General features: G+C 75.8%; 19 protein-coding genes and 1 tRNA gene. 5 read left to right on the top strand and 15 right to left on the bottom strand.

The window, feature by feature from the left end; genetic code table 11:
• Positions 1–63: 63 nt before the first annotated feature.
• From DMP17_RS43675 to DMP17_RS43715, 9 genes are all read right to left on the bottom strand, one after another.
• The gene (locus tag DMP17_RS43675) at positions 64–978 is read right to left on the bottom strand and encodes a helix-turn-helix domain-containing protein (protein WP_337832547.1); all 915 of its coding nucleotides are present in this window, start codon (positions 976–978) and stop codon (positions 64–66) included.
• 151 nt (positions 979–1129) lie between these two features.
• Positions 1130–1738: a TetR/AcrR family transcriptional regulator gene (locus DMP17_RS43680; protein ID WP_337832548.1), complete on the bottom strand. Its 609-nt coding sequence runs from the start codon at positions 1736–1738 to the stop codon at positions 1130–1132.
• A gap of 72 nt (positions 1739–1810) precedes the next feature.
• Complete coding sequence (locus tag DMP17_RS43685; protein ID WP_337832549.1) at positions 1811–3010, bottom strand: cytochrome P450; 1200 nt, start codon at positions 3008–3010, stop codon at positions 1811–1813.
• Positions 3011–3057: 47 nt separating this feature from the next.
• Positions 3058–4017, bottom strand: a complete 960-nt coding sequence (locus DMP17_RS43690) for a ketopantoate reductase family protein (RefSeq protein ID WP_337832550.1) — start codon at positions 4015–4017, stop codon at positions 3058–3060.
• 202 nt (positions 4018–4219) lie between these two features.
• A tRNA-Ala gene (locus DMP17_RS43695) sits at positions 4220–4295 on the bottom strand.
• Between the two features lie 52 nt (positions 4296–4347).
• Entirely contained in the window at positions 4348–5517 is a 1170-nt protein-coding gene (gene sepX / locus DMP17_RS43700) for a divisome protein SepX/GlpR (RefSeq protein ID WP_443217961.1), read from the bottom strand.
• Between the two features lie 203 nt (positions 5518–5720).
• A complete protein-coding gene (locus tag DMP17_RS43705) occupies positions 5721–6386 on the bottom strand; it encodes a GNAT family N-acetyltransferase (RefSeq protein ID WP_226355126.1) in 666 nt (221 codons plus the stop codon).
• 5 nt (positions 6387–6391) lie between these two features.
• A complete protein-coding gene (glp, locus tag DMP17_RS43710) occupies positions 6392–7612 on the bottom strand; it encodes a molybdotransferase-like divisome protein Glp (RefSeq protein WP_337832552.1) in 1221 nt (406 codons plus the stop codon).
• A gap of 2 nt (positions 7613–7614) precedes the next feature.
• Entirely contained in the window at positions 7615–8517 is a 903-nt protein-coding gene (locus tag DMP17_RS43715; protein WP_337832553.1) for a UTP--glucose-1-phosphate uridylyltransferase, read from the bottom strand.
• Positions 8518–8553: 36 nt separating this feature from the next.
• Between DMP17_RS43715 and DMP17_RS43720 the strand changes: the two genes are divergently transcribed.
• The 3 genes from DMP17_RS43720 to DMP17_RS43730 all read left to right on the top strand — a co-directional run bounded on the left by DMP17_RS43720 (position 8554) and on the right by DMP17_RS43730 (position 10419).
• Positions 8554–9201 carry a 5-formyltetrahydrofolate cyclo-ligase gene (locus DMP17_RS43720; RefSeq protein WP_226364508.1) on the top strand — a complete coding sequence of 216 codons (648 nt, stop codon included), beginning with the start codon at positions 8554–8556 and terminating at the stop codon, positions 9199–9201.
• Positions 9202–9308: 107 nt separating this feature from the next.
• Positions 9309–9668 (top strand): FmdB family zinc ribbon protein, encoded by a 360-nt coding sequence (locus DMP17_RS43725; RefSeq protein WP_226364509.1) that lies wholly within the window; start codon positions 9309–9311, stop codon positions 9666–9668.
• Between the two features lie 100 nt (positions 9669–9768).
• A complete protein-coding gene (locus tag DMP17_RS43730; protein ID WP_337832554.1) occupies positions 9769–10419 on the top strand; it encodes an SAF domain-containing protein in 651 nt (216 codons plus the stop codon).
• Positions 10420–10446: 27 nt separating this feature from the next.
• Here DMP17_RS43730 and DMP17_RS43735 read toward each other — a convergent pair whose 3' ends face one another.
• Positions 10447–10614: a hypothetical protein gene (locus tag DMP17_RS43735; protein ID WP_167379102.1), complete on the bottom strand. Its 168-nt coding sequence runs from the start codon at positions 10612–10614 to the stop codon at positions 10447–10449.
• A gap of 166 nt (positions 10615–10780) precedes the next feature.
• Here DMP17_RS43735 and DMP17_RS43740 point away from each other — a divergent pair, with 166 nt between their 5' ends.
• A complete protein-coding gene (locus DMP17_RS43740) occupies positions 10781–11200 on the top strand; it encodes an antitoxin (protein ID WP_337832555.1) in 420 nt (139 codons plus the stop codon).
• A gap of 84 nt (positions 11201–11284) precedes the next feature.
• Here DMP17_RS43740 and DMP17_RS43745 read toward each other — a convergent pair whose 3' ends face one another.
• The 5 genes from DMP17_RS43745 to DMP17_RS43765 form a co-directional block, all read right to left on the bottom strand.
• On the bottom strand, positions 11285–11776 hold the full coding sequence (locus DMP17_RS43745) for a MogA/MoaB family molybdenum cofactor biosynthesis protein (RefSeq protein ID WP_373324192.1): 492 nt from the start codon (positions 11774–11776) through the stop codon (positions 11285–11287).
• 224 nt (positions 11777–12000) lie between these two features.
• The gene (locus tag DMP17_RS43750; RefSeq protein ID WP_337832556.1) at positions 12001–13776 is read right to left on the bottom strand and encodes a trypsin-like peptidase domain-containing protein; all 1776 of its coding nucleotides are present in this window, start codon (positions 13774–13776) and stop codon (positions 12001–12003) included.
• A gap of 59 nt (positions 13777–13835) precedes the next feature.
• Positions 13836–15284 carry a sensor histidine kinase gene (locus tag DMP17_RS43755; protein WP_264199045.1) on the bottom strand — a complete coding sequence of 483 codons (1449 nt, stop codon included), beginning with the start codon at positions 15282–15284 and terminating at the stop codon, positions 13836–13838.
• 5 nt (positions 15285–15289) lie between these two features.
• On the bottom strand, positions 15290–15985 hold the full coding sequence (locus tag DMP17_RS43760; RefSeq protein ID WP_073577591.1) for a response regulator transcription factor: 696 nt from the start codon (positions 15983–15985) through the stop codon (positions 15290–15292).
• Between the two features lie 77 nt (positions 15986–16062).
• On the bottom strand, positions 16063–16920 hold the full coding sequence (locus DMP17_RS43765; protein ID WP_226355117.1) for an NAD(P)-dependent oxidoreductase: 858 nt from the start codon (positions 16918–16920) through the stop codon (positions 16063–16065).
• Positions 16921–17001: 81 nt separating this feature from the next.
• Between DMP17_RS43765 and DMP17_RS43770 the strand changes: the two genes are divergently transcribed.
• Positions 17002–17688, top strand: coding sequence for an SGNH/GDSL hydrolase family protein (locus tag DMP17_RS43770; protein ID WP_226355116.1), 687 nt, complete (start codon positions 17002–17004; stop codon positions 17686–17688).
• Positions 17689–17721: the final 33 nt, after the last annotated feature.

Here is a 17721-nt window from a genome sequence, read left to right on the forward strand (position 1 = left end):
TCGCCGGCGCGGTCGTAGACCAGCAGGTTAGGTTAGGCTCATCAATAGGCCGTGAGGGTGACATCAACTGCAGGCCGGGAGTCCGAGCCCGCCGCGGGACCCCGGCTCCAGGTACACCTCCGACAGGTAGCCGGAGCGCCCGTCGGGCCAGGTCACGCGGTACCAGAGCTCGGACTCGACGCGGTGCGGGTTGTGCGCGACGGGCGAGTCGAGGTTGTAGTTCCACATCCGCTCGCCGACGACCGTGCAGGTGGCGGGCAGCATCGCCCCGCTGACGACGTCGGTGCCGTCCTCCTTGCAGCCCCGGGGACCGCAGAACGCGATCGCCCGTGACGACAGGTAGGCGGGCCCGGAGTCCTCGACGAGGTCCTCCGCGCCGAGCGCGACCTTGTTCTGCACCGTGACGACGGCCGGCCCCGCCGACGCCGCGGCCGGCGCTCCGAGCGTCCGGGCGGCGAGCCAGCCGGCACCGCCCGCGACCAGGGCCGTGGCCAGGACGGCGACGACCACCGCCCGCGCCGTCCGCCCCTTCGGCTCCTCGGCGCCCGTCGGTTCCGACCCCCCGGCGGGAGCGCTCGCCGGTTCCGTCCCGCCCGTTCGCGGGATCTCCGTCGCGTCCCGGGCCGTGGGCGCTCCCGTCGCCGGTGCCGCGACGTCCGCGGAGACGGTCGCCGAGAGCCTCGCCGGAGCCGTGGTGGGCGACGCGGGGGCCGCGGGGGCCGCGGCCAGCGCCGCGTGCCGGCGTGCCCACTCCCGCACCTCCGGCGCGGGTACGCCCACGGCGGCGAGCACCGTCGTCACCAGGTCGGCGCGGGGCAGGCGGGGTCCGGTGCGGGCGTTGCCGATCGCGCTCTTGCTCCAGTTCGAGCGTTCGGCGGCCTCGCGGACGGACACGCCGCGGGCGTCGAGCACCGCGGCGAAGTCACGGCAGAACAGTTCCGGGGAGTCGAGGGGACGACCGTCGGGGGATTCGGTCACCCGGACGAGTATCCGTTGCACGATCACGGGGAGCCAGGCGGGGCGGGCGCCGTTCCACGGAGATCGTCACGATTGACGAGAGGATCTCGCGATACCCCGGTGCATCCGCGGCGACGACGGCGTGGCGGCGCGGACGGCGGCCGCGGTCGGCTCACCCATGCGGCTCCGGCTCCGCGCCCGCCGTCCGGTCCCCCACCGCCGCGTCCCGGCGCAGCCCGTCCACGACGAGGGTGACGACGCCGTCGGCCTCGGCCCGCCACCCGGGACGCGCGTGCGCGGCGCCGATGCCGTGCAGGGCCATCAGCACCGCACCGGCGTCGACGTCGTCGCGCAGGGACCCGTCCGCCACACCCGCGGCGACCAGTTCGGCGACCGCGTCCTCGAGCTCGTGCCCGCTCCCGCCGCCGGAGCCGGCGGACATCAGGGTGGCCAAGGTGCGGGCCAGGCCCTGGTGCGCGTCGATGTGGTCGATCATGTCCCGCAGGAAGAGCGCCAGCGCCTCGTCCGCGGACCGCGTCGCGCCGAGGCGGCGGGCGCGGTCGCTCAGGGTGGCGATCTCCGAGCGGTAGACCGCCTCGGCCAGCGCCTCGCGGGTGGGGAAGTTCCGGTAGAGCGTGCCGGTCCCCACGCCGGCCAGACTGGCGAGGTCGTCGTACCGCATGTCGAAGAACCGGCCGGCGTCGAAGACCTCGCGCGCGGCGGTGACGATCGCCTCGCGGTTCCGCCGGGCGTCGGCACGCAGCGGCTTGTCGGTGGTCACGGGGCACCTCACGTCGCGGGTGGAGATCGTCCGCCCATCGTGCCCCAGCCCCGGCCACGGGACAGGACGTCCTCACCAGGTCACCGGGAGCCGGTGCAGACCGAAGATGGTCGCGTCGTCCTTGAAGGGCAGCTCGTCGACGTCGACGGCGAGCGCGAGCGTGGGGATGCGGCGGAACAGGGTGTCGAACACGATCTGCAGCTCCATCCGGGCCAGGTTCTGCCCCAGGCACTGGTGCGGCCCGAACCCGAAGGCGACGTGGTGCCGGCCGCCGCGCTCGATGTCCAGCTCGTCGGGATCGTCGAACACCCGCGGGTCGCGGTTCGCGGCGTACGTCAGGGCCAGCACCCCCTCGCCGGCGCGGATCAGCCGGCCGCCGATCTCGACGTCCTCGACGCACAGCCGGGCCGTCGCCGCGTCGAGGATCGTGAAGTACCGCAGCATCTCCTCGACCGCGGCGGGGGTCCTGGTGGGATCGGCCCGGATCGACGCGAGCTGCTCCGGGGCGCGCAGGAACGCCACCGTCGACAACGAGATCATGTTGGCCGTCGTCTCGTGTCCCGCCACGAGCAGCAGGATCCCCAGGCCCGCCAGGGCCGACCGCCGGTAGGAACCCTGCTCGCGCAGCAGGCGGATCTGGCGCCCGAGCAGGTCGTCCGGCGGGTCGGTCTCCTTCTCCGCGATCAGGTCGCCCAGGTAGCCGCTCAGAGCGGCGCCGGCGGCGGCACGCTCCTCGGGCGGCGTCGCCCGGGCGATCAGCGCGGTCGACTGCTCCTGGAAGAACGTGTGCGCGGAGTAGGGCACACCGAGCAGCTCGCAGATCACGAGCGACGGGACCGGCAGCGACAGCTCCTCGACGAGGTCGGCGGGCCGGGGCCCGGCCAGGACGGCGTCGATCCGCTCGTCGACGATCTCCTGGACCCGTGACCGCAACCCCTCGGTCCGGCGCAGGGTGAACTCGCCGAGCACCGCCCTGCGGGCCACCGGGTGTTCCGGCGCGTCCATGCTGAGCAGCACGGGCTCCTCGTCGGGGGCGCCGGTCACGGCCGCGCCCGGCACCAGCTGCGGGAAGCTCGGATGCCCCCGGTCGGCGCTGAACCGCCGGTCGTTGAGCACGGTGCGGACGTCCTCGTGGCGGCTGACCACCCACGCCGGCCGGCCGTCGGGCAGCCGGACCCGCGCGACCGGGTCCTCCTCGCGGATCCTCGCGTAGGCCGGCGGCGGGGCGAACGGGCAGGTACGGGCCTGCGGGAACTCGTCGATGGTCGTCATGTCGTCCTCCGGTGCGTGGGCGGTGGGCGCGGGCGGGTGGGTGGTGCTCAGCCGGCCCCGGCCCGGGCGAAGAGATGCTCGGCCGCGTCGAGGCGGGGCGTGGCCACGCCGAGCCGGCGTGCCTCGGCGAGGGCGTCCCGGCAGACCGCACGCGGCTCCTCGGCCCCGGGATCGGCGTGCGCAGTGAAGCTGAGACGCGCGGTCGGGAGGACGACGGTCGCCAGGGCGAGCGCGCCGCCGACCGCCCATGCGGGAGCACGCAACGGGACGAGACCGACCCGGTGCCGGCTCAGGTCGACACCCCGTGCCTCGAGGACCGGCAGCAGCTCACGACCGACCAGCATCGCCGCACGCAGGTCCCCCGGCGCCCCGGCGAGGTTCGCCAGCACGCCCCGCCGCAGCCCCTGCGCGTGCATCCCGGCGTCCGCCGCGAAGTGGATCCACAGCCAACCGCGGAAGTCGGGCTGCTCGCGGATCCGCAGCCCCGCCCCACGGAAGATCGTGCGGACGGCCGACTCGCGTTCGGTGGGTGCCGCGCCGAGGGTGCCGAACAGGACCGACGGCAGCAGCATCGCGCGCAGCACGCCGTCCGCGCCGAAACCGCCTCCCGCCTGCGGGAAACCCCAGGCGACCCGATCGACCGGGAGATCGCCGATCGCGGTGAGCGGCTCGTCCCAGATGTTGCCGAAGACCAGCACGGCGGCCCGGCCGATCCGCGGCGCCAGGAACGCGGCGGCCTCGGCGAGGCGGTGGTGCCCCACGCTCAGCACGATCAGATCGACGTCGTGGTCGGCCTCGAGCTCCTCCCGGAGGCGCACCGGCCACCGCTCGACGACGCGCCGCCCCCACGGCCGGTGCCGCAGGTCGGCCAGCTCGACGTCGACCGCGTCGCCGTAGGCCGCGGCGCGCCCCGGGCGGACGAGGAACTCGACCTCGTGGCCGGCCTGTTCCAGCACCCGGCCGTACACCGTCGCGATCACGCCACGGCCGATCATCAGGATCTTCACGCCGCACCCCACCTTCAATTGGAGACTATCTCCACTTCGACGATATGGAGACAGTCTCCAGATGTCAACGCAGACGGGCGCGACGAGGACCGCCGGGCGGCGGCGGGCGCGGGATCCGGCCCCGGAACGCACGAAGGGCCGCCCTCCCCTGGGGGAGAACGGCCCTTCGCGAACGGAACGTCCGTGGACAGAAATCAGATGGTGGTGGAGCTGAGGGGAATCGAACCCCTGACCTTCTCGATGCGAACGAGACGCGCTACCAACTGCGCTACAGCCCCAGGTGTATCAGGCCCGCCCTCGCGGGCTGACCTGAAGAACCCTAACAGACCCCTATTCACCCACCGCACGCCGGTGGGGGGTACCCGTGTCGAACTCGTCGGGCTCCTCCTCGGCGTCCACGTCGACCAGCGACGTCCCGGCCGGGACGGGCGGCGGCGGGGCCGCGGCGAGGCGCGGGAGCGACGACTCGTGCTCGGTCCCGACGGGTCCCTCGACGGTGCGGCCGCGGGCAGGGAGCACACCCAGCGGCTCGCCGGTGCCGCGCACCCGGGTGGGCTCGCCGTCGTCGGCGGTCCAGTCGTCGTCCTCGTCGGCGCCCGCGGTGACGGGGGCCGCGGTCGCGCGGATCTCGTCGTCGGCCCGCTCCTCGGCGGAGGCGTCGCGGCCGCGGTGGGCCCACTCGTCGAGCTCGGGGTCGTCGGCGGCCGGGGACTGCCGGGTGCCGGCCAGGCGCGCGGCGCGGCGGGCCCGGATGCCCTCCTCGATGCGGACCTGGCGGCGCAGGTAGGTCAGGTAGCCGACCAGGCCCGCGCCGACGACACCGGTGACCCACCAGAACACCGTCGAGACCAGCAGCGCGGCCGCACCGGCGGCGAGCAGCAGGACCAGCAGACCGAGGACGACGCGCTGGCGGAACGCGTACTTGGCGTGCGCGGCCGCGGCGGCGGCCTCGGGGTCGAAGCCCCCGCGGCCGGGGCGGTAGCGGGCCGGCGGGCGGGACCAGCCCTCCTCGTCGACCTCGTCGAGGCCGTCGGCGTCGGCCCCGTGCTCGTCGTCGGCGTCGACGGGCCCGGCGGGCTCGTGGTCGTCGTCGGACCGGGGGTCGCGCTCCCGGTCCGACCGGACCCGCTCGTCGGGATCGACGTCGTCGTCGTGGTCGACGAGGTCGTGGTCGGCGCCCCCGGGGCCGCGGACCCGGCCCTCGTCGTCGATCTCGGTGTCCTCGACGTCGTCGTAGGCGTAGTGGTCGGCCTCGTCGGAGCGCTCGCGGGGAGCGGGGACGTCGTCCCGCGCCTCCGCCAGCTCGCCGACCGTGGTCGGACCGGATCGCTGTGTCACAAGAACCTCCGGGTGTCGATGCCGCGCGGGACGTTCCAGCACCCGCCCGGACAGCAGCGCCGGGCTGAGCCGGGCCACTTCCTGCTGACGCCGGGCGACGGTCGGAACGAGGATCAGCAGCCAGAGCACGACCAGACCCACGAAGATCAGAGAGCTGGGCACGGCTGCCTCCTCCCCCGACCGGCGCAGTCCACCCGGTGGAACGGCCCCGATCCGCGCCACCACCGATCACCGTAATCGGGCGGACGTCCGCACCCGGGTCGCGACGCGCCGTGGTCCCTCGGACGGACGGTGCGAAACCAGGGACGTGCGGTACACGTGTGACTCCGGTGAGTGATCGAACGAGGTGCGGGCGCTGCGCAGGGTCAGGCCCGCGAGGCGCGTCCGTCCCGCACCAGCCGGGCCGCGAAACCACCCGGCGGGACCTCCTCGGCGGTCACCGCGTAGGCGTAGTGGTCGCGCCAGGCGCCGTCGACGTCGAGGTAGCGCTGCAGCAGTCCCTCGCGGCGCAGCCCGAGCCGGGCGAGCACGGCGATGCTGGCCACGTTCTCCGGGCGGACCGTGGCCTCGATCCGGTGCAGCCGGACCGGGCCGAAGCAGTGGTCCAGGACGAGCGCGACGGCCGCGGTGGTGATCCCGCGCCCGCCCAGGGTCGAGTCGAGCCAGTAGCCGACGTAGCCCGACAGCAGCGGCTCCCGCACGACGTTGCCGACCATGACGTGGCCGGCCATCGCGCCGTCGACGGTGATCGCGAACGGCAGCGACAGCCCGCGCCGGGCGGCCCCGCGCAGCAGCCACCAGCGGCCGGGCCACTCCACCCCGGAGTTGCGGCGGGACCACCCGCCGTAGGTCGTCGGCTCCCAGGGGCGCAGGAAGTGCTCGTCGCGCACCCGGATCCGGGCCCAGTCACCGCCGTCGCGCAGCCGTACCGGGCGCAGCCCCACCTCGTGCCCGCGCACCCGCAGCGGTCCGAGGACGGCGGGCCAGCCGGGGTGACCGCCGGGCGGTTCGGGGACGGCGGACGGCGGCACGCGGCTCAGTTCCGCCCGCGGGGAACCAGCTCGACGTGCTCACTGACGGTCATCTCGGTCACGTCCTCGTCGATGACCGCCAGCGCGTTGACCTCGGACAACACGGCCAGCAGGTGGGTGCCCGACACCCCGAGCGGCTGGGCGAGCAGCTCGCCGCCGTCGTCGGAGCGCAGCAGCCGCGCCGGGATGTAGGACCGGCGCCCGGCCGGGGAGACGATCGGGGAGGTCAGCCGGGCGGTCCAGGTGCGCCGCATCGGCTCCTGGCCCAGCGCCAGCCGGATCAGCGGCCGGACGAACACCTCGAACAGCACCAGCGCGGTCGCCGGGTGCGACGGGAACAGGAACACCGGCACGGCGTCCGGGCCGAGCCGGCCGTAGCCCTGCGCGGAACCGGGGTGCATCGCGACGCGGGTGTCGTCGATGCCACCGAGGTCGGCGAGCCCGCTCTTGGCCTCGGCCGCGGTCGTCCCGCCGCCCGCACCGCAGACCACGACGATCTCCGACGCCGGCAGCAGGTCCTCGACGGCGCCACGGATCTCCGCGGCGCTGCCGCCGACGGTGCGGGGCCGGTTGGTCTCCGCGCCCGCCTCGCGGGCGGCGGCGACCACGGCGTGCGAGCAGACGTCGGCGACCTGCCCGGACGACGCCGAGCGGCTCACCTCCACCAGCTCGTCGCCGACCGAGACGACCGACACCCGCGGCCGCGGGTGCACCAGCAGCTTGTCCCGGCCCGCAGCGGCGAGCATCGCGACCTGGGCCGAGCCGACGACGTCGCCCTCGCGGACGGCGACGTCACCGGACTGGACGTCCTCCCCCACCCGGCGCACGAAGCCGGCCGACGGCACGCCGCGCCGGATCGTGAGGCGCGCGGTGCCGCCGTCGGTCCACCCCAGCGGCGCGACGGCGTCGGCGAGGGTCGGCAGCGGCGCCCCCGCCGCGACGCGGACGGCCTGGCCGGGCTGCAGCCGCAGCGGCTGACGGGACCCGGCGGCGATCTCCCCCACCACCGGGACGGTGACCGGGGAGGCGTCGGTGGCCCCGGCCACGTCGACGCTGCGCACCGCGTAGCCGTCGATCGCGGCCTGGTCGAAGACCGGCAGCGGACGCGCCGCGACGACCTCCTCGGCGCTGCGCAGCCCCTGCGCGTCGGTGATCGCGACGCGCACCGGGGCCGGGCGCACCGCCACGTCCAGGATCCGGGACAGGTGATCGGTGACCGTGCGCACTCTCAGTCCTTCAGTCGCTCGTTCAGCCAGGTCCGCAGGTCCTCGCCGTACTCCGGGTGCTGCAGCATGAAGTCGACGTAGGCCCGCGCGTACCCGGCGGGGTTGCCCAGGTCGTGGCGCCCGCCGCGGTGCACGACGACGTGCACCGGGTGCCCCTCGGAGATCAGCAGCGCGACGGCGTCGGTCAGCTGCAGCTCACCGCCCGCGCCGGGGGTGATCCGGTCCAGCGCGTCGAAGATCGCGCGGTCGAGCAGGTAGCGACCGGCCGCGGCGAAGGTCGACGGGGCCTCGTCCGGGGCAGGCTTCTCGACCATCCCGTGGACCTGCTTGACGTCGTCGTCGCCGGTGTCGGAGACCTCGAAGACGCCGTAGGCCGAGATCTGCTCGCGCGGCACGTCGAAGGCGCAGAGGACGCTGCCGCCGTGCTCCTCGCGGACCTGCGCCATGCGGGCGAGGACCCCGGTCGGGAGGACCAGGTCGTCGGGCAGCAGGACGGCGACGGCCTGCTCGTCGTCCTCCAGTGCCGGGCCGGCCTGGGCGACGGCGTGGCCGAGGCCCTTGGGCTCGTACTGGTACACCGAGTCGACCTCGAGCAGGCCGGGGGCGCGGCGGACCTTGTCCGCCAGCTCGCCCTTGCCGCGGCCCTCCAGGGTCTTCACCAGGTCGTCGTCGGTGCGGAAGTAGGCCGCGACCGAGTCCTTGCCCGGGGAGGTCACGATCAGCAGCCGCTGTGCGCCGGCCTCGGCGGCCTCCGCGGCGACCAGCTCGATCCCGGGCGTGTCGACGACGGGGAGCAGCTCCTTCGGCACGGCCTTGGTCGTCGGCAGGAACCGGGTGCCCAGACCCGCCGCCGGGACGACGGCGGTGCGGAAGGCCCCGGTGCCGCTGGACGTCTGCACGCTCATGGTCGGCGAGCCTAGCCACAGCTCTAGCCTGGAGCCGTGACGGCTCGCGCGGAGGACAGGGGTGGATCGTCGCCTGATCAGGGTGGACGAGCCGCTGACGCCAAGCGGTCGCTGCGGCGCACGCTGCTGGCGGAGCGTCGCGGGCGCCCGGTCGCCGACCGGGCCGCGACGACCGCCGCGCTGTCCGCGCACCTGTGCGCGCTCGCCGCCGCGACGCCCGGCCCGGTGGCCTGCTACCTGCCGATCGGCACCGAACCCGGCGGGGCGGGACCGGGCGTGCCGTCGCTGCCCGACGCGCTGGTCGCCGCCGGTCACGAGGTCCTCGCCCCGGTGGTCCCGGACGCGCCGGGACCGCTGGACTGGACCGCCTACCGCGGCCCGGACGACCTGGCCCCCGGGCCGCTCGGGGTCGTCGAGCCGACCGGTCCCCGGCTCGGGCCCGCCGCGCTCGCGTCGGCCGGCCTGGTCGTGGTGCCCGCGCTGGCCGTCGACCGGCACGGGCGGCGCCTGGGCCGCGGCGGCGGCTTCTACGACCGGACGCTCGCGCTCGCCGCGCCCGGCGCCCTGCTGGTCGTCCCGCTGCACGACGGCGAGCTGCTCGACGACGTCCCGGCCGAGGACCACGACGTCGCGGTGGGGGCGGTCGTCCTGCCCCGGGACGGGGTGGTGCATCTCTCGCCCTGACCGTGTGGACGGGTCGGAGCGACCGTTGCCTCGGAGTATGCTGGCACTCGCTCTCGCCGAGTGCCAGCCCGCGGGCGGGCACCGCCCCAGTTCGTCCGGAGGATGTTGTGCCGACCTACCAGTACGCATGCACCGCGTGTGACCACCGCTTCGAGGCGGTGCAGTCGTTCTCCGACGACGCCCTCAGCACCTGCCCGAACTGCGGCGGGAAGCTGCGCAAGGTCTTCTCCTCGGTGGGCATCGTGTTCAAGGGCAGCGGCTTCTACCGCACCGACTCCCGCTCGGGCTCGGTGAGCAGCGGGTCCGGCTCCTCGTCGGAGTCGGCGAAGTCCGACAGCTCCTCGTCGAGCTCGTCGTCCTCGGACTCCACGTCCTCGTCGAGCTCCTCGTCCTCCTCGGACTCCTCGTCGTCGAGCTCCTCGTCGAGCTCGGCCGGCACGTCGTCCTCGAAGGCCGCCGCTTCCTGATCCGTCCACAACCGGCCGGGTTGTCCACAGGCCGGTGGATCGGCCCGTCATCGGCCGTGTCCCGCCCTAGCGTCGGAACGACGACGGCGGAGGGGCGGCCATGGCGGAGCAGACACAGCGGGCGGACCGCCCGTGGGACCGGCTGCTACGGCGGCCCTCCTGGTCACGGGCGTTGCTGGCCCGCCGGGTGCTGGCCGCCGCCCTCGCGGTCGCGGCCGTGGTGGTGGCACTGCTCCCCGCCGCGGGTGACGAGCGGGTCCCGGTGCTGGTCGCGGCCCGTGACCTCGCCCCCGGCACGGCGCTGGGCCCGGCCGACGTCGTCGTGGCCTCCTGGCCGCCCGCCCTTGCCCCCGCCGGTGCGCTGACCGGGCCCGACGCGGTGGCCGGGCGGCTGCTCGCCGGACCGGTGACCGCGGGCGAGCCGATCGGCGAGCTGCGGCTGGTCGGGTCCGCGCTCGCCGTCGTCACCGGTGGGCCGGGCGCCTCGGCGGTGCCGCTGCGCCCGGCCGACCCGGCGGTGGCCGCACTGCTGTCCCCCGGCTCCCGGGTGGACGTCGTGGCGGGCGGCCCGGACGGCGCGCGTGTGCTGGCCGCCCGGGCCGGGGTGGTGGCGGTGCTGCCACCCGCCCCCGGGGCCGCCGGGGCGCGGGCGGACCCGGGACCGCTGGTGCTGGTCGCACTGCCCGAGGCGGAGGCGACCGCGGTGGCCGCGGCGACGCTGGCCGGCGACGTCACGGTCACCCTGCGCTGAGCAGCCCTCCCCCGGACGCCCGGCCGGTCAGCCGCCGTGGTGCGGGGGGCGGTTCTCGGTGAACCAGCGGTCGGGGTCCGCGGTGTCGCGCTCGTCGGCGGCGCCGTAGTCGGCCCGCTCGTCGGCGGTGGTCGAGGGGTCGTCGCCGAAGATCTCCTCGATCCGTCGGCGCATCCGGTCCGCGGGCTCGCTCATGACCCCATGGTGCCGTGCGCGGGCGGCGCGGGTGGACACCGATCCCGCGTCACCGTGCCGTGCCGTGCTCGCGACGCCCCACGGCGACGCGTCCGGGTGACACCATGGGGTCAGCCGTACGCATCCGCCCGGGCACCCGGGCGACGACAGGAGAGGTGGACCGCTCATGGGGTTCCTGGACAAGGCACGCGAGGCGGCCGAGAACGCGATCGAGAAGGCGAAGCCGCACCTGGACAAGGCGATGGAGCAGGCCGGCCCGCACCTGGAGAAGGCCAAGGAGAAGGCGGGCCCGCTCGTCGAGAAGGCCGCCGAGAAGGTCGACCAGGCCACCGGCGGCAAGTACTCCGAGCAGATCGACGGTGTGAAGGGGAAGGTCGAGGGCGCACTCGGGCACACCGACCCGGCCGCTCCGGGCGCCGGCACGCACGGCGGCGCCGTCCCACCGGTGCCGCCCGCCCAGCCCGGGGGTGACGCATTGGCGCCGGAGGGCAACCCGGCCGCGTCGCAGCAGCCGCCGGCCGTGCCGCCGGTGCCGCCGGAGCGCAAGGACGACGGCGGCGTCCCGCCGGTGCCCCCGGCGAACTGACCCGCACACGACGAACGGGCCCCGGCTTCCGCCGGGGCCCGTTCGCGTCGTGTGACCGGTCGTGCGACCGGCCCGTGGGGCCGGTCAGTCGTCGAGGCCGGACAGCTCCGAGATGACGTGCGGGACGAGCGGGGTCAGCGTCGCCATGCCGTCGCGGACGGCGGCGCGGGACGCGGCCAGGTTGACCACCAGCGTGCTGCCCGAGACGCCGACGACCCCACGGGACACCCCGGCGTCGACCGCGCCGGCGGCGAGGCCGGAGGCGCGGATGGCCTCGGCGATCCCCGGCACCGGCCGGTCGAGGACACCGGTGGTGGCGTCCGGCGTGACGTCGCGGGGCGACACGCCCGTGCCGCCGACGGTCACCACCAGGTCGACGCCGCCGATCACGGCGGTGTTCAGCGCGCTGCGGATGGCCACCACGTCGCCGGGGGCCGAGACCACGCCGTCGACGAGGAAGTGGGCCTCCTCCAGCAGCTCGGTGACCAGCGGCCCGGTGCCGTCGGACCGCTCACCCGCACTGACCCGGTCGTCGACGATCACCACGAGGGCACGGCCGATCTGCGGACCCGACATCTCCATGGCGGTCACCCTAGCGTCGGCCGGGGCGCGGCCCCGGGGAGGCCGTGCCGGTGCGGGGAGGGGGGACCGGCACCGACACGACGCTCCGGGCGCATTCGGTGGGGCACCACCGGATACGGGGACACCCCATCACGCCGGTTCTTCACCCGTCAACGACGTGCGGTGCGTGCCACCCACCCGGCCCCGTCCGGTCGGACGGACGGCACCCGGGGAGGCCCTCACTGCTCGCCCAGCGTCACCTCGACGGTCCGGGTCGCCCCGCCGGCGTCGACGACCTCCAGCTGGACGACGCTGCCCGGCGGCTGCGACCGCACCGCGGCCTGCAGGTCGGTGCCGGTGGTGATCCGCTGGTCGCCGAGCCGGGCGACGATCTCCTGCAGGCGCAGCCCGGCCTTCGCGGCCGCGCCGTCCGGGGTGACCTCCTGGATCACCGCGCCGCGCAGCTGCGGGTCGTTGCCGACGGTCACGCCGAGCACGGCGTGCGTGGCCTTGCCGCCGCCGCGCAGCTGGTCGGCGATCCGGCGGGCCTGGTTGATCGGGATGGAGAAGCCGACGCCGATCGAGCCGCCGCCCGGCCCGGCCGTCGCGATGGCGGAGTTGATGCCGACGACCCGGCCGTCGGAGTCCACCAGCGGGCCCCCGGAGTTGCCGGGGTTGATCGCGGCGTCGGTCTGGATCGCGTTCAGCACGGTGTCGCTCGCCCCGGGCGCGCCCGACTCGGCGGGGATGCCGACGGCCCGGTCGACGGCCGAGACGATGCCGGTGGTGACCGACCCGCCGAGCCCGAGCGGCGACCCGAACGCGGTGACCTGCTGACCGACCCGGACGCGGTCGGAGTCGCCGAGCTCGACCGTGCTCAGGCCCGGCAGGTCGGTGCGGACGAGCGCGATGTCGGACTGCGGGTCCTGCCCCACGATCGTCCCGATGGCGGTGCGGCCGTCCTGCAGGACCACGCGCAGCGTGCCGCCCTGGGCCGCCGGGGCGACGACGTGGTTGTTGGTGAGGATCAGGCCGTCCTTGCCGACGATCATGCCGGAGCCCTCGCCGCGGTCACCGACGTTGCCCGCGCCGCCGTCGACGCGGATCTGCACGACGGCGGGCAGCACCTTCTCGGCGACGGCCTCGACCGAGCCGGACGGCGCCGTGCCCCCCGACCCGCCCGCGAGGCGCGCGCCGATCAGGCCGCCGAGGGCGCCCGCGACCAGCGCGACGAGCAGCCCGGCCGCGACCAGGACGACACCCCGGCGGCCGCGGCCGGGCGGACGCCGCGGTGCGGGCGGCGCGCCGACCGCCCACGGGGGCGGGGCGGGCTCGCCGGGGGCGGCCGCGCCGGTCGCGTCCGGGTGCGCCGGGAGCTCCCGGGTGCCGTCCGCCGGCACCGGCGTCGTGTCGGTCGGGGTGTCCGGGGCGGCCGCGTCGGGCGTGGCGCCGTCGGAGCCCGCGACGGGCGCGTCGGCGGCGGTGGAGCCGGGGCGGGCCCACGGGTTGGCGGGCACGGCCCAGCGGTCGGTGGGCGGGTCCTGGGTGGAGACGGCCTCGGTGTCGGGGCCGTGGTCGTGGTGCGGGGCGGCGTCCTCGTCCGCCGGGGTGGCGGGGGACGCGCCGGCCGCGGTCGTCGCGGTGGTCGTGCCGGACCGGGTGGACGCACCGCTGCCCGAGGTCACGGGGGTCGGCACGGGCTCGTCGCCGGAACCGGCCGCCGCGGTGTCGCGGTCCGGTGTGGCGATGCCCGCCGTGTCCGGGGAGGACTCCCCCGGGCCGGCCGACCCACCCGTACCGCCCCCGGAGGCCGGGGCACCGTCCGGACCGGCGGAGGCCCCGTCGGAGGAACGCGCGCCGTCCCCCTGCCGCGGCTCCCCGGCGTCGCCGGAGGACCCGGCCGGTCCCGCGGTGGCGGGGGTCCCGCCGTCGCGGCCGGCCCCGTCCCCGGAGGCCCCGCCGGACGTCCCCGCTCCGGTGCGGGTCGGCTCGTCGGGCGGGTTGTCCTGGGTCATGCGTCCACCGTCCGTCGTCTCACAGATGCACCACCCCGTCACCGGGATGTCGCACCAGGCTATGGGCTGTCCGGGTCCGCCACGTACCGGCCCGGCAGGGCCATCGAGAGCAGCGCGCCGCCCTCCGGGGCGCGTCCGGCCCGCACCTCTCCCCCGTGCCGTGCCGCCGCCTGCGCGACGATCGACAGCCCCAGCCCGGAGCCGGGCATGGTGCGCGAGGTGTCGGCCCGGTAGAAGCGGTCGAACACGTGCGGCAGGTCCTCCGCGGCGATCCCGTCACCCGCGTCCGCCACCTCGATGACCAGCCACTCCGGCGAGATCGGCACCATCGACAGTCGCACCGTGCCGCCGGGCGGGCTCCACTTCACGGCGTTGTCGAGCAGGTTGAGCACGGCCCGTTCGAGGGCGCTGGCGTCGCCGTCGAGGATCCACGGGGTGCGGTGGACGTCGAACTCGACCTCCCCCGCGCGTCGCTTCACCCGGTCCAGGGCGCGGTCGACGATCTCGGTGAGCTCCAGCGCCTCGCTGGTCATGGTCGGGGCGTCGTCGCGGGCGAGCTCGACGAGGTCCCCGACGAGGTGGGACAGCTCCTCGACCTGGGCGCGGACGTCGTCGAGCAGCTCGGTGCGGTCCTGGGCGGGCAGGTCGGGGGTGTCCGGCCGGTCGGCGGAGGCGAGCAGCTCCAGGTTGGTGCGCAGCGAGGTCAGCGGGGTGCGCAGCTCGTGCCCGGCGTCGGCGACGAGCCGGCGCTGCTGTTCCCGCGACGCGGCCAGCGCGCCGAGCATCGTGTTGAACGACTGGGTGAGCCGGGCGAGCTCGTCGGACCCGGAGATGGGGATCGGGCGCAGGTCACCGGTCTTGGCGACGCGTTCGGTCGCCGCGGTCAGCCGCAGCACCGGCCGCAGCCCGGTCCGGGCGACCGCGACCCCGGCGAGCGCGGCGAGCACGACGCCGCCCAGCCCGACGATCGGCAGCGCGGTGCCCATCCGGGTCACCACCCGGGTCATCGTGTCGAGCCGCTGGGCCAGCACCAGCGCGCGGCCGTCCCCGGCCCGGACCGCGACGATCCGGTACGGCACGCCGTCGAGCTCGGCGGTGCGGCCCGGCTGGGTCGGCCCGCCCTGGGCGACCTCGATCTCCGGCTCCCCCAGCGGCGGCCGCGACGACTCGTCCGCCGAGGTCGCGACGCCCGAGGAGTAGACGAGCGCGATGTGCAGGTCGGCCGCGCCGAGCACGTCGGGCGGGAGCGCGGCGAGCAGCCGCGGGTCGATCAGGTCGCTCTGCGCCGCGGCGTAGGCGCGCTGGCGCAGCGTCTCGTCCAGCGAGCTGGTGAGGTTCTGGCGCACGACGAGGAACGCGGCGGCGGACACGAGCAGCACCATCGCGGCGGCGACGAGTGCGGCGAGCACCCCGATCCGGGCGCGCAGCGTGAACCGCTCGCGGTCCGGCTCGGCCGCGGGCCCGCGGCGCCACCAGCGCTCGGCCCGCTCCTCGTCGGGCGGGAGCAGCTGGGTCACGGCGGGGTGTCCCGCAGGACGTAGCCGACGCCGCGCACGGTGTGGATCAGCCGGGGCTCGCCCTCGGCCTCGGTCTTGCGACGCAGGTAGCCGACGTAGACCTCCAGGGCGTTGCCGCTGGTCGGGAAGTCGTAGCCCCACACCTGCTCGAGGATCTGGGCGCGGGTCAGGACCCGGCGCGGGTGCGCGAGCAGCAGCTCCAGCAGGGAGAACTCGGTGCGGGTGAGGCTGATCGGCCGTCCGCCCCGGGACACCTCGCGGGTGTCGGGGTCCAGCGACAGGTCGCCGAAGGTGAGCGCGGGGCTGGTGCCCGCGTCGTCGTCGGCGTCGGGGGTGCGGCGGCGCAGCAGCGCCCGCAGCCGGGCAAGCAGCTCCTCCAGCGCGAACGGCTTGGGCAGGTAGTCGTCGGCGCCGGCGTCGAGCCCGGCGACCCGGTCGGACACCGCGTCGCGTGCGGTGAGCACGAGGATCGGGAGCGCGTCACCGGCGCTGCGCAGCCGCCGGCACACCTCCAGCCCGTCGACGCGCGGCATCATCACGTCCAGGACGAGCGCGTCGGGCCGGTCGGTGAGCATCTTGTCCAGCGCGACCTGGCCGTCCTCGGCGAGGTCGACCTGGTAGCCGTTGAAGGCCAGCGAACGACGCAGCGAGTCCCGGACCGCCTTGTCGTCGTCGACCACCAGAATGCGCATGGGCGCCAGTCTCGCCGACGGCTCTGAGAGGAACCTGAGCAGGCCCTGATCAGCGGATGGTGATCAGGGCCCGGTGATCAGGACGCCTTGTAGGCGGCGGCCATGTCGTCGCCGCCGTGCCCGCGCTCCGACGCCCGCCGCAGCCGGTCCCGCACCGCGGGCGCGACGTCGAGCCGGGTGCCCGAGGCCTCCGCCGCGGCGACGATCAGGCCCGCGTCCTTGGCCGCGTTGTCGACGGTGAAGCTGGGCGTGAAGTCGTCGTCGAGGATCGCCTTCGCCTTGTTCTGCAGGTAGGGCAGGTCCAGCGGACCGCCGGCGACGGCGTCGAGGAAGGCCTGCGGGTCCACCCCGAGTCCCTGGGCCAGCGCGACGGACTCCCCCGTCGCGGCGGTGATCGCCAGCACCCAGCTGTTGGCGACGAGCTTGAGCCGGCTCGCCTGGGCGGTGGTGTTGTCCTCGGCGACCCAGACGGTCTGCCTGCCGACGGCGTCGAGCACCGGGTCGACGACCGGGCGCGCCGCGGGGTCGCCGGCGACGAACACGACGAGCTGCCCCGACTCGGCGGGCGCGCGGGTGCCGAGCACCGGCGCGTCGAGCAGGGTCAGGCCGTGGCGCCCGGCGATCGCGCGGAGCCCGTCGAACGGCTCGACGCCGACGGTGGTGGTCTGCAGCCACACCTGGCCCGGCGCGAGACCGTCGGCGGCCTGTTCCAGGACGGCGGTGACGTCGTCGGCGTCCCCCAGCATCGTCACGACCACATCGGCGCCGCGCACGGCGTCGGCCGGGTCGGTGTGCAGGGCCGCACCCGCGTCCGCGAGCGGCTGCGCCTTCGCCGCGGTCCGGTTCCAGACCCGCAGGTCCAGCCCGGCGGCGAGGATGTTGTGCCCCATCCCGGCACCCATGATCCCGGTCCCCAGCAGTGCCACGGTCGTCATGGGACCCACCGTAGGACGATCTCCGCAGGTCCGCTGCCCGCGGAACGGCGGCGCACCACCGACCTCTGCTTCACTGGCGGCGTGACGGATGCGGGCGATCTCGGCTTCTCCAACCGGACCGGGCGCCCGCCGGGCCGGGTGATCACCGCGGTGTCCCGGTTCGTGCCCGCGATCCGCCGGGTGCAGCAGCAGATCGAGCCCTACGCCGCGTACTGGGAGCAGCGCAACCGCGCCGAGCTCGCCCGGACCGGGCCGCTGTGCGTCGCGCTGGGCGACTCGATGGCCCAGGGCGTCGGTGCGTCGGCCCCGGAGTGCGGCTGGTTCGGGCAGCTGGTCCCGCTGCTGCCGGGCTGGCGCACGGTCAACCTGTCCCAGTACGGCGCCCGCGTCGACGACGTCCTCGACGCGCAGCTGCCGGCGGCGCTGCGGCTGCACCCCGACCTGCTGCTGTGCCTGATCGGGTCGAACGACCTGATGCAGCCCAAGCACCAGGAGGGCGTCGGGAGCCGGTACGCGGCCCTGCTCGACCGGCTCCCGCGTGGCACGGTCGTCGGCAACCAGCCGGGCACCTTCGCCGCGGCGGTGCAGGTCAACGGCCTGATCGACGACGCCGTGCGGCGCCGCGGGCTGGTGCTGGCCGAGCTGCGGGACCCGCGGACGCGGCACTGGCGCGGCAAGCTCGCCTCCGACCGGTTCCACCCCAACGACCGCGGCTACGCCGCCATCACCGAGGTGTTCGGGGAGGCGCTGCGTCGCGCCGGTCACTAGGCCCCGGGCAGCGCCACCGGCAGGCCTGCACGT

This window comes from Pseudonocardia sp. TMWB2A (assembly GCF_017312135.1).

What these genes read in the sequence shown, in the direction of transcription:
- DMP17_RS43685 (WP_337832549.1), bottom strand. Translation starts at nt 3,010, where the DNA reads ATGACGACCATCGACGAGTTCCCGCAGGCCCGTACCTGCCCGTTCGCC.
- DMP17_RS43715 (WP_337832553.1), bottom strand. Translation starts at nt 8,517, where the DNA reads ATGAGCGTGCAGACGTCCAGCGGCACCGGGGCCTTCCGCACCGCCGTC.
- DMP17_RS43730 (WP_337832554.1), top strand. Translation starts at nt 9,769, where the DNA reads ATGGCGGAGCAGACACAGCGGGCGGACCGCCCGTGGGACCGGCTGCTA.
- DMP17_RS43735 (WP_167379102.1), bottom strand. Translation starts at nt 10,614, where the DNA reads ATGAGCGAGCCCGCGGACCGGATGCGCCGACGGATCGAGGAGATCTTC.
- DMP17_RS43740 (WP_337832555.1), top strand. Translation starts at nt 10,781, where the DNA reads ATGGGGTTCCTGGACAAGGCACGCGAGGCGGCCGAGAACGCGATCGAG.
- DMP17_RS43745 (WP_373324192.1), bottom strand. Translation starts at nt 11,776, where the DNA reads ATGTCGGGTCCGCAGATCGGCCGTGCCCTCGTGGTGATCGTCGACGAC.
- DMP17_RS43750 (WP_337832556.1), bottom strand. Translation starts at nt 13,776, where the DNA reads ATGACCCAGGACAACCCGCCCGACGAGCCGACCCGCACCGGAGCGGGG.
- DMP17_RS43760 (WP_073577591.1), bottom strand. Translation starts at nt 15,985, where the DNA reads ATGCGCATTCTGGTGGTCGACGACGACAAGGCGGTCCGGGACTCGCTG.
- DMP17_RS43765 (WP_226355117.1), bottom strand. Translation starts at nt 16,920, where the DNA reads ATGACGACCGTGGCACTGCTGGGGACCGGGATCATGGGTGCCGGGATG.